Below are 9319 nucleotides of genomic sequence, written 5' to 3'. Positions count from 1 at the left end.
CGCTACGAGGCACACCTCACGATACCTCATGTGTCACTAACTGAACGGTATTGCCGCTAAGTGGGTAGTCGAGTGGCCCAGCGTATTGGTGCTCGGAGGGTTACTCTGACGAACCGTGAATCGTGTCAGTTCGTTCATCCGTCCGCTGGTTCCTCGCGATCCGCATGAGGAACACCGAGTGGCAACACCACTCGAACTACTGACGGACCTGTGCTTTGTCGTCGCAGTTGCCCAGGCTGCCACTGGACTTCACCACGCCATCAGTGACGGTCATTGGGCCTCGGGCGTCGGCCACTTCGCGATGGCTTTCTTCGCGATCTGGTGGACGTGGCTCAACTTCACGTGGTTCGCTTCCGCCTACGACAACGACGACGGTATTGCTCGATTGCTGACGATCTTCCAGATCCTGGGATCGTTGGTACTGGCTGCCGGCATTGTGCGATTCTTCGACAACGACGCACTACTGATCATCGTCGGGTACGTCATCATGCGAATAGCATTGGTGATTCAGTGGATTCGAGTGTCGCGAAACGATCTCGAACGTACAATCACCGCACGTCGATATGCCCTCGGCATCGTCCTCGTTCAGCTCGGTTGGATCGGTTTCTACTTCGTGCCGTCAGTGCTCTTCGTGCCGACGTTCTTGTTCCTGGTTCTCTGCGAATTCGCGGTGCCGGTCATCTCGGAGAAGACGGGTATGACGCCTTGGCATCCGCACCACATTGCCGAGCGATACTCGCTGTTTTTCATCATTGTGCTGGGCGAGACAATCCTGTCCACGACGGTGGCGATTCAAGACGCAGTTGCCGGCGAACATCCGGCGGCCAAGGTCGCGTACGTCGTGATCGGCGGCGTCCTCATCGTGTTCAGCCTGTGGTGGTTGTACTTCCAGCGAAACGCGGGCGACGCCCTCGGTGGTGACGATGCGTCACCGTTCGTCTGGGGTTTCGGGCACTACTTCATCTTTGCGGCAGCAGCGGCCATCGGCGCCGGACTGGCTGCGCGAGTCGATTATTGGACCGGCCACGGGGGCGGCAGCGCCCTGGTGACCGGGGTTGCCGTCACCATTCCGGTTGCGGTCATCCTCGCAGCCTTGTGGTTCATTCACATTCGGCTGCATGATTCGTCGACGCGGACGTTGGCTCCGTTCGCAATCGCCGTGGTCGTCGTTCTGGGTGGCACCTTCACCGCCGTGCCGGAACTAGTCGCTGGCTTGGCGTGTGCGGCGCTCCTCGCCGTGGAGTTGGTTCTCACCGAAGGCGCCAAAGTCGACGCCTAGCGAACGGAGAGACGTTCCTTGCGCAGTTGATCCACCTCGGGGAGATGCAGTGGTGCGAGTTCGTCTACACCCAAAGCGCGCTTGAGCAGTAGATCAGCCAGTTCAGGATTGCGGGCCAATGCAGGTCCGTGCATGTAGGTGCCGATCACGGAACCCTGCACGACGCCCTCGAGGCCGTCACCGACGCCATTGCCGACGCCGTGGGTGACGCGCGCAAATCCTGAGGCGGCGGTGCCCAGAGTTGTTCCACCGCGATGGTTTTCGAAACCGGAGAGTGGGGCGCTCAGGCCGTCGATCAGCGGCTTGGTGATCACTTCACCGATGGAACGCTTTTCCTGCGGTGAGGTGGTGACGTCCAGCATGGAGACGCCGTCGACGCGCTCGCCGCTGGAGGTTTCGTACCAGTTGCCCAGAACCTGAATGGCCGCGCAGATGGCCAGCACGGGTGCACCGCGCTCTGCCGCACGCTGCAGGCCCGGGTACTTGGTGAGGTGCCGGGTGGCGAGTCGCTGCGCGGAATCCTCGGCGCCGCCGAGTGTGTAGACGTCGAGTGAGTCCGGTACCGGGTCATTGAGTGTGATGTCGATGATTTCGGCGTCGTACCCACGCATCCGCAGACGCTGACGCAGGATCAGGGCATTGCCGCCGTCGCCGTAGGTGCCCATGACGTCGGGGAGGACCAGTCCGATACGCACTGTCGAGTCAGACATCGCGGGTCTCCTTGGCGATAGCAGTGTTCAGGTCGCGAAATGCCGTGTAGTTGGCGAGCACTTCCACGCGTCCGGGCGGGCAGGAAGCTATGGCGCGCAAGGGGTCCGGATCAAGTGTGTGCTCGACGCCGGCGTAGGTGAGGCGGACGGCCAGGTCGGTTCCGCGCTCGCCGGCAGCGATCACTTTGACGCCTTCGAAGTGCTCGAATTTCACGTCCCACAGCCAGGACAGGTCTTCGCCGTCCGGTACCTGCCCGTTGACTGCGATGACGAGTCCGTCGACGCTCGGATCGATCATGGACAGGGCTTCCTGCCAGCCGGCAGGATTTTTCGCCAGCAGCATGTGGACGGAGTGGGCTCCGACCTGGACGGTGCTGTAACGTCCGGCAACTTCTTGGACTGTGGACGCTGCGGCAACGGCATCTGCCGCGTCTGCGCCCAAGGTGACCGCTGCGGCAACAGCCTGAGCGGCGTTGCCGCGGTTGGCTTTTCCGGGCAGTGTCAGTGTCATCGGGATGGTCAGGCCGTCGGGGCCGTACAGGTTATTGTCGTCGAGCCACCACGCCGGCTCGGGCCGCGCGAAATCCGAACCCGTACTGCGCCAGTGCTTTCCCTCCCATACGATGGGCTCGCCAGTGCGCGGGCAGCTGACCGAATCTCCGGCCCAGCCGCCGCCGGCGGCAACCCACACGACGTTGGGTGCGTCGTAGGCAATCGACGTGATCAATACGTCGTCGCAGTTCGCGATGATGACCGCATCCGGGTGCGCATCGACGCATGCCCGCAACCTGCGTTCGATCATGTTGATCTCGCCGACTCGGTCGAGCTGATCGCGGCTCAGGTTCAGCAGCACGATCACTTCGGGGTTCACGGCGTCGGCAACGTGAGGGACGTGCAGTTCGTCAACTTCCAACGCGGCGATCGGAGCGTTCAGGCGAGTTGCCAGGGCCGCGACGATGCCGGCGTCCATGTTGGCGCCGTCCGCTTGCGTCGCCACTTCGCCGACGGTGGCGAGAGCCGCTGCGGTCATGCGCGTCGTCGTGGACTTACCGTTGGTTCCCGTGATCACGACGGTGCGTTTCCCGCGTCCAAGCTGTGTCATGAGTGTCGGGTCGATCTTGAGGGCTATCAGCCCGCCGATCATCGAGCCTTTGCCTCGGCCGGCTTTCTGCGATGCCCAGGATGCTGCTGCGGCAGCGCGCAGGGCGAGCTTTCCGCGCGCCGTGATCGTTAGTCCAGTTCCCACGGCCCGAGTTTTGCACAGCGCGCACTCAGACGCCGAGTCGCGCGGGTGGTTCGAGTGCGGTTGTGCTCGAGGGAACAGTCACCGCGGGTGCCGGGCGCATCTGCGTGGCGATCGCCCCGGCGATGACGATAACGGCTCCTACCAGTGACAACGGGCTGGGTGTCTCATGCAGGAACAGCCAGGACGCACCGATTCCGACAATGGGGACCATGAGGGAGAGTGGAGCCACTTTGCCGGCGGGGTAGCGGCTCATCAGTGTGGTCCAGATTCCCGTTCCGGCGATGGTGCCCAGTAGAACGATGTAAGCGAGGCCGATCAGTGACGGCAGGCCGTCGATGCTCACTGCCGTCGCGAGGGCATGCCAGCCCGCGGTGGGGCCTTCGACTACCGCCGACAGCGCCAGCATCGGGAGCGGGGGAATGACGCACATCCACAACATCAGGCGCATCGGCTGCGGATCGCCGACGGTATTCGCGGCGGCCAGGCGGCTACCGAGGTTGCCGAATGCCCAGGACAGGCCCGCCAGAAGCGTCAGGATCACGGGCAGCAATGCTGCATGATGCGAGCGATCCCAGCCGATCAGCGCCATCCCGGCCACCGCGACGCCGATCCCGGAAACCTGCCACACGCTGAGTTTTTCGCGAAGCAGGAAGGTGCCTAACAGAACTGTGAACGGTGCGGATGACTGCAGGACCAGCGACGCCAACCCGGTTGGCATTCCGGTGTGCATCGCCCAGAAGAGAAACACGAATTGGCCGAAGCCGAAACCGAAACCGTAGAGCAGCAACCATCGCACCGGAACCCGCGGCCGCGGCACGAAGATCGCCACTGGAATCGCGATGAGCAGAAAGCGCAGTGCGGCAAAGAAGAACGGGGGAAAATGGTCGAGGCCGACGCGAATCGCCAGGAAATTGAGTCCCCACAAGACGATGACGGTCAATCCGAGCAGCCGGTCGCGGGGAGTCATGACACTTATCGTGAGCCGTTCAAAGCATCAGCACAAGCGAATAAAGATGCACCATTGATGTAGTTTTACTACATGGATGCGACCCGGTTGCGAGTTCTTCGAGAACTGGCCGACAGAGGAACCGTCGCAGCTGCCGCAGCAGCGCTTTCGATGACGCCGTCCGCGGTCTCGCAGCAGCTCAAGATCCTCGCTCGTGAGGCCGGCGTGCCCCTTCTGGAACCTGACGGCCGCAAGCTTCGACTCACCGACGCGGGTCGCGCGTTGGTCCGGCGTGCGGACGACGTCGTGGCAGCTCTCGAGCGCGCCGACGCGGAGATGGCGTCGTACCGGGGTTCGCCGCGGGGCAAGGTGCGCGTGGCGTTCTTCCCGTCAGGCGCCGCGCTACTACTGCCCGGGGTACTGACCGCGCTGCAAGGTTCGGGCGTGGACATCGATGCCTGCGACGTCGATCAACCGGCGTCGGCCGTTCCGGGATTGTTGGCTGATTACGACGTGATTCTCACGCACCGCGACGAGCGCGGCGCCGAGACATCGTTTCCGCGCGTCGCCGTGCACACTTTGATGCGGGAACCGATCGACTTGGTATTGCGACCGGATCATCCCTTGGCCAAGCAAGATTCGGTTCGGTTGGAACAATTGGCTGATGAGAACTGGATCAGCGTGCGTGGTGGTTTTCCGGTAGACGACGTACTGCTTTCGGTTGCGGCTGTTACCGGTGTACAACCGCGGGTCGGGCATCGGATAAACGATTTCCGTGTCATCGAAGAGTTGGTGGCGGCCGGGCACGGAGTGGCATTGATGCCGCGTCATGCAGTCACTCATTCCGGGGTGTCGAGGAAACCGTTGGCCGGTGTGCGCGCTGCCCGTGTCTATGAATTGGCAACACGATTACATGCTGATCGAAGTCCGGCAATCGGACTTGTGCTCGATGCTTTCCGCGATGTTGTGCGGGCAGTCGCAGAATGAACGCACAAACGGGAGCGACACGATTAGTGTCGCTCCCGTTTCGGTAGTGCGTCCCCACACGAATCGCGGGGGTTGTGAATCAGGCCGGTATCAGGCGAGAGCCTTAGCCTTCAGTGCCGCGAATTCATCTTGCGTGATGGTGCCGGCGTCGAGAAGTGCCTTGGCATCAGCAATTGATTCGGCCGGAGACTTACCGGCAACCTCGCGGATGTAGCTCTCCTGCACCTGCTTGACGTGCTGAGCAGCCTCGATGGAGCGCTGTGCCATTCCATCGCTCTTCACGATGAGGTAGACCAGCGCGGTGAGCCACGGGATGACGAAGAGGAAGAAAATCCAGATCGCTTTCTTCCATCCGGAAGTCTTGTGATCGCGGAACAGGTCCGTAATGATCGAGAACAGCAGAATCAGGTACGCGACGAACGCGAACGTGACGACGATCAGCCAGAGGAAATCCCAGAAGGAATCCATTGTCGAGCTCCATTTCGCAAGTTGGATTTATCTGAGCTGACTATCTCACGCGCAAGCTCTGTCTGCATCATCCTTGATGGGTGATTCGCGAACACAACCGTCGTCGCGCTACACCTTCATGTCCGATGTAATTGTCAATCTTTGGTAGTTCATTACTCGAGTAAATCGACAGTGGACGGAAATGACTTGTGGCTCCTATCCCGTTGGGATAGGAGCCACAAGTCGAGAGATCAGATGAAACTAGCTCGCGCGGTTGACCGCCGAGACCACGGCGCGCAGTGACGCAGTCGTGATCGAGGTAGCAATTCCGACGCCCCAGACGACTGTGCTCTGGCCATCCGGACCGGTCACCGCGCACTCGACGTAGGCCGCAGCCTGAGCGTCGTCACCAGCGGACATGGCGTGCTCGGAGTAGTCGAGAACCCGAACGTCGAAGTCGATGCTGCCCAAAGCGTCGACGAAGGCAGCGAGCGGTCCGTTGCCGGTGCCCGAGATTTCTTGCTCCTTGCCGTTCACCTTCACGATTGCGGTGATGGAGTCGGTGCCGCCGTCCTCTTCGGAAGCGGTGACCTTCTGCTTCATGCGCTCGAGCGGTGTGACGGGAGCCAGGTACTCCTCGTGGAAGACGTCCCACATTTCCTTCGGCGAGACCTCGCCGCCCTCGCCGTCGGTGATCTTCTGGACGGACTGCGAGAACTCGACCTGCAGGCGACGCGGCAGCACCAGACCGTGATCGGCCTTCATGATGTACGCGACGCCACCCTTGCCGGACTGAGAGTTGACGCGGATGACGGCCTCGTAGCTGCGGCCGACGTCCTTGGGATCGATGGGCAGGTACGGAACCTGCCACAGGATGTCGTCGATGTCGGCGTTCTGGCTGTCGGCGTCGACCTTCATGGCGTCGAGGCCCTTGTTGATGGCGTCCTGGTGGCTGCCGGAGAACGCGGTGTAGACGAGGTCGCCGCCATACGGGTGACGCTCGTGGACGGGCAGCTGGTTGCAGTACTCGACCGTGCGACGGATTTCGTCGATGTTGGAGAAATCGATCTGAGGGTCGACGCCGCGCGTGAACATGTTCAGACCCAAGGTGACCAGGCAGACGTTGCCGGTGCGCTCACCGTTACCGAACAGGCAGCCTTCGATGCGGTCGGCGCCGGCCTGGTAGCCCAGTTCGGCTGCCGCGACGCCTGTTCCGCGGTCGTTGTGCGGGTGCAGCGACAGAATGACGGAGTCGCGGCGGGCCAGGTTGCGGTGCATCCACTCGATGGAGTCGGCGTACACGTTGGGTGTGGCCATCTCGACGGTTGCCGGCAGGTTCAGGATGACCCGGTTGTCCGGCGTCGCACCCAAGGTTTCGGTGACGGCGTCACACACTTCCTTGGCGTACTCGAGCTCGGTGCCGGTGTAGGACTCGGGGGAGTACTCCCAGCGCCAGTTGGTGTCCGGGTACTTCTTCGACTCGGCGAGTACCAGCTCGGCGGCGTCGGTGGCGATCTTCTTGATCGTGGCCTTGTCGGCACGGAAGACGACGCGGCGCTGCAGGATCGAGGTGGAGTTGTAGAAGTGCACGATCGCGTTCTCGGCACCTTCACACGCCTCGAACGTGCGCTTGATCAGCTCGGGACGCGACTGCGTCAGCACCTGAATCGTGACGTCGGACGGGATTGCTCCGTCTTCGATGATTTCGCGGACGAAGTCGAAGTCCGTCTGGCTTGCGGACGGGAAACCGACCTCGATCTCCTTGTAGCCCATGCGGACCAACAGGTCGAACATACGACGCTTACGCGCCGGGCTCATCGGATCGATCAGGGCCTGGTTGCCGTCACGCAGATCCACGGCACACCACTGCGGTGCGCGATCGATGATCTTGTCGGGCCACGTGCGGTCCGGCAGCGAGACGGTCTCTACTTCTTCGGAGAAGGAGCGGTAGCGGAACGTCGGCATCGATGAGTTCTTCTGCGTGTTCCACGCAGGCTGGTCGGCGGGCGCCGGCTTCGTGGGAGGGGTGATGGTGCGAGAGCCGGTGGTGAATGCGTCAGCGGGGGACATTGGTGTGATCTCCAGGATTGTGGACCCGGCCTGATGACCTGTTGGTCATGACCGAATGTCCGGAAGGCTTGGTCGACCGGCGCACACAAAACCCCGCGACGGGAGGCCAGTCTGGATCAGACCCCGTCGCGGCAACCAAGGAGGAGTGCGCGCTGCATGCTGTGCACTCTACTCCTGAGATGTGGAAGAAAGTGGCGGGGTTGCGCGACATGCCGAATTTGTCGGGCGTTCGGTGCTGTCGTTTCGGACTTCGAGGTGATCGACTGACCACATGGATCCCCGAATCGATGTGGCGCGCGCCTATCTCGACGCTTTGCTCAGCCACGATGGCAGTTCCGTTCCGTTGGCCCCGGACGCAGTTCGGCACGAAGTCGGACTGAAGACTGGATTTTCGGGAAATCATTTGCGGCGCAGCCTCTCTGGAGGTCCACAGTATCGTCTCGTGCGCGCGATTCGCGACATCGACTGGACGGTGAACGGTGACGACGTGACTGCCGAATACCTCCTCGATGCGGGCCTGTTCGGGCGCAATCTGATGACGGTGCGAGTCACCGAGACCTTCCGGATACCCACAGATGACCTCCGCATTCACCGCATCACGGCCAAGATTCGGCGCTCTCGGGTCAAATCCGAGTGATGCGATTCGTCCGCTGGGTCGTCTGCTCGTTGTTGATCGTTCTCGCAGCGGTGACCTCAGCAGCATCAGTAGTCGCTCTGTTTGTCCACACTCAAGTCAATGACACCGACAGTTATGTCGAGACCGTGGCGCCCTTGGCGTCGGATCCCGCAGTGCAAGCAGCAGTGGCCGATCGACTGACCGAAGAACTGACTCGGCGGCTGGACGGGTTTCCGCAGGTGCTGACGCGTCCGGCCGAGAACCTCGTTCGTGAGGTGGCGTTCACGCTGGTTTCGAGTGATCGATTCGTGACGCTCTGGACCGGCGTCAACCGTCAAGCCCACGCACAACTGGCCGCTGCCGTCACCGGCCAGGCAACCGACGGCATCGTGCGCACAGACGACACGGGAACCGTCACCGTGTCCCTGGAACCGGTTATGACCGAACTGCGGACGCGTCTACGCGATCGCGGATTCACTCTCGTCGACAGGCTCCCGGCGTTCGATCCGCAGTTCGACATCCTGCAGTCGGACGAACTGGTGCAAGCGCAAAGGTGGTCGAATGCACTCGACCGCGCCGCATTGTGGTTGCCCTGGCTCGCAGCGATCTGTGCCGTCGCCGCCGTCGCGATCGCGCCCAAGCGAATGCGGGCGTTGTCACTGGTCGGCCTCGCCACCACGGTAGCGATGATCGCGCTGTTGGCGACGCTGACCGTCGTACGCCGCATCTATTTACAAGATCAAGACATCCCGTCGCCCGCAGCCGCCGTTGCGGTGTACGACACACTCGCAACTTCGCTGGTCAACAGCATTCGTGTCCTTCTCGCCTGCGGAGTTGCCGTTGCAGTGGTGGGTTATGTGGCGGGCAGTTCTCATTCCGCGACGTCGATGCGAAGCAGGATCTCAGGACGCGTCGGGAAGTCGCAGGACCACCTCGGTAAGCTCGACCTCTGATATCTGTAATCAATTTCGACCTGGAGGTAGAAACGCGTGGCTCTCGTCGTCCAGAAGTACGGCGG

9 protein-coding genes are annotated in these 9319 nt (G+C 62.0%); 4 read left to right on the top strand and 5 right to left on the bottom strand.

Translation table 11 applies throughout. The features are described from left to right. Window positions 1–115: 115 nt before the first annotated feature. Complete coding sequence (locus tag QM600_RS28000) at window positions 116–1279, top strand: low temperature requirement protein A (protein ID WP_283265019.1); 1164 nt, start codon at window positions 116–118, stop codon at window positions 1277–1279. Here the strand turns inward: QM600_RS28000 and QM600_RS27995 are convergent. The 3 genes from QM600_RS27995 to QM600_RS27985 are packed head-to-tail and all read right to left on the bottom strand — an operon-like array spanning window position 1276 to window position 4202. Continuing rightward, on the bottom strand, window positions 1276–1989 hold the full coding sequence (locus tag QM600_RS27995; protein WP_283265018.1) for a type 1 glutamine amidotransferase: 714 nt from the start codon (window positions 1987–1989) through the stop codon (window positions 1276–1278). The two genes, QM600_RS28000 and QM600_RS27995, sit on opposite strands and share 4 nt — an antisense overlap. Then, a complete protein-coding gene (locus tag QM600_RS27990) occupies window positions 1982–3235 on the bottom strand; it encodes a Mur ligase family protein (RefSeq protein ID WP_283265017.1) in 1254 nt (417 codons plus the stop codon). The genes QM600_RS27995 and QM600_RS27990 overlap by 8 nt, the downstream gene beginning before the upstream one ends. A gap of 25 nt (window positions 3236–3260) precedes the next feature. Further along, entirely contained in the window at window positions 3261–4202 is a 942-nt protein-coding gene (locus tag QM600_RS27985; protein WP_283265016.1) for an EamA family transporter, read from the bottom strand. Between the two features lie 72 nt (window positions 4203–4274). Between QM600_RS27985 and QM600_RS27980 the strand changes: the two genes are divergently transcribed. Then, window positions 4275–5168 carry a LysR family transcriptional regulator gene (locus tag QM600_RS27980; protein ID WP_283265015.1) on the top strand — a complete coding sequence of 298 codons (894 nt, stop codon included), beginning with the start codon at window positions 4275–4277 and terminating at the stop codon, window positions 5166–5168. A gap of 90 nt (window positions 5169–5258) precedes the next feature. Here QM600_RS27980 and QM600_RS27975 read toward each other — a convergent pair whose 3' ends face one another. Beyond that, complete coding sequence (locus QM600_RS27975; RefSeq protein WP_283265014.1) at window positions 5259–5636, bottom strand: SHOCT domain-containing protein; 378 nt, start codon at window positions 5634–5636, stop codon at window positions 5259–5261. A gap of 240 nt (window positions 5637–5876) precedes the next feature. Continuing rightward, on the bottom strand, window positions 5877–7685 hold the full coding sequence (gene leuA, locus QM600_RS27970; RefSeq protein WP_283265013.1) for a 2-isopropylmalate synthase: 1809 nt from the start codon (window positions 7683–7685) through the stop codon (window positions 5877–5879). Between the two features lie 271 nt (window positions 7686–7956). On the opposite strand from leuA, the gene QM600_RS27965 reads away from it, so the two are divergent. Next, window positions 7957–8322 (top strand): DUF8021 domain-containing protein, encoded by a 366-nt coding sequence (locus QM600_RS27965; protein ID WP_283265012.1) that lies wholly within the window; start codon window positions 7957–7959, stop codon window positions 8320–8322. Further along, window positions 8322–9254 (top strand): hypothetical protein, encoded by a 933-nt coding sequence (locus QM600_RS27960; protein WP_283265011.1) that lies wholly within the window; start codon window positions 8322–8324, stop codon window positions 9252–9254. Before QM600_RS27965 ends, QM600_RS27960 begins: the two co-directional genes overlap by 1 nt. Window positions 9255–9319: the final 65 nt, after the last annotated feature.

This window comes from Rhodococcus sp. IEGM 1379 (assembly GCF_030056815.1).
Lineage (GTDB): Bacteria > Actinomycetota > Actinomycetes > Mycobacteriales > Mycobacteriaceae > Rhodococcus_F.
Note: the sequence above shows the minus strand (reverse complement) of the source record. Positions and strands in the feature narration are given on the sequence as shown.

Excerpts from the sequence above, each read along its gene's own strand:
- QM600_RS27995 (WP_283265018.1), bottom strand. The coding sequence starts at position 1,989 with ATGTCTGACTCGACAGTGCGTATCGGACTGGTCCTCCCCGACGTCATG.
- QM600_RS27985 (WP_283265016.1), bottom strand. The coding sequence starts at position 4,202 with ATGACTCCCCGCGACCGGCTGCTCGGATTGACCGTCATCGTCTTGTGG.
- QM600_RS27980 (WP_283265015.1), top strand. The coding sequence starts at position 4,275 with ATGGATGCGACCCGGTTGCGAGTTCTTCGAGAACTGGCCGACAGAGGA.
- QM600_RS27975 (WP_283265014.1), bottom strand. The coding sequence starts at position 5,636 with ATGGATTCCTTCTGGGATTTCCTCTGGCTGATCGTCGTCACGTTCGCG.
- leuA (WP_283265013.1), bottom strand. The coding sequence starts at position 7,685 with ATGTCCCCCGCTGACGCATTCACCACCGGCTCTCGCACCATCACCCCT.
- QM600_RS27965 (WP_283265012.1), top strand. The coding sequence starts at position 7,957 with ATGGATCCCCGAATCGATGTGGCGCGCGCCTATCTCGACGCTTTGCTC.
- QM600_RS27960 (WP_283265011.1), top strand. The coding sequence starts at position 8,322 with ATGCGATTCGTCCGCTGGGTCGTCTGCTCGTTGTTGATCGTTCTCGCA.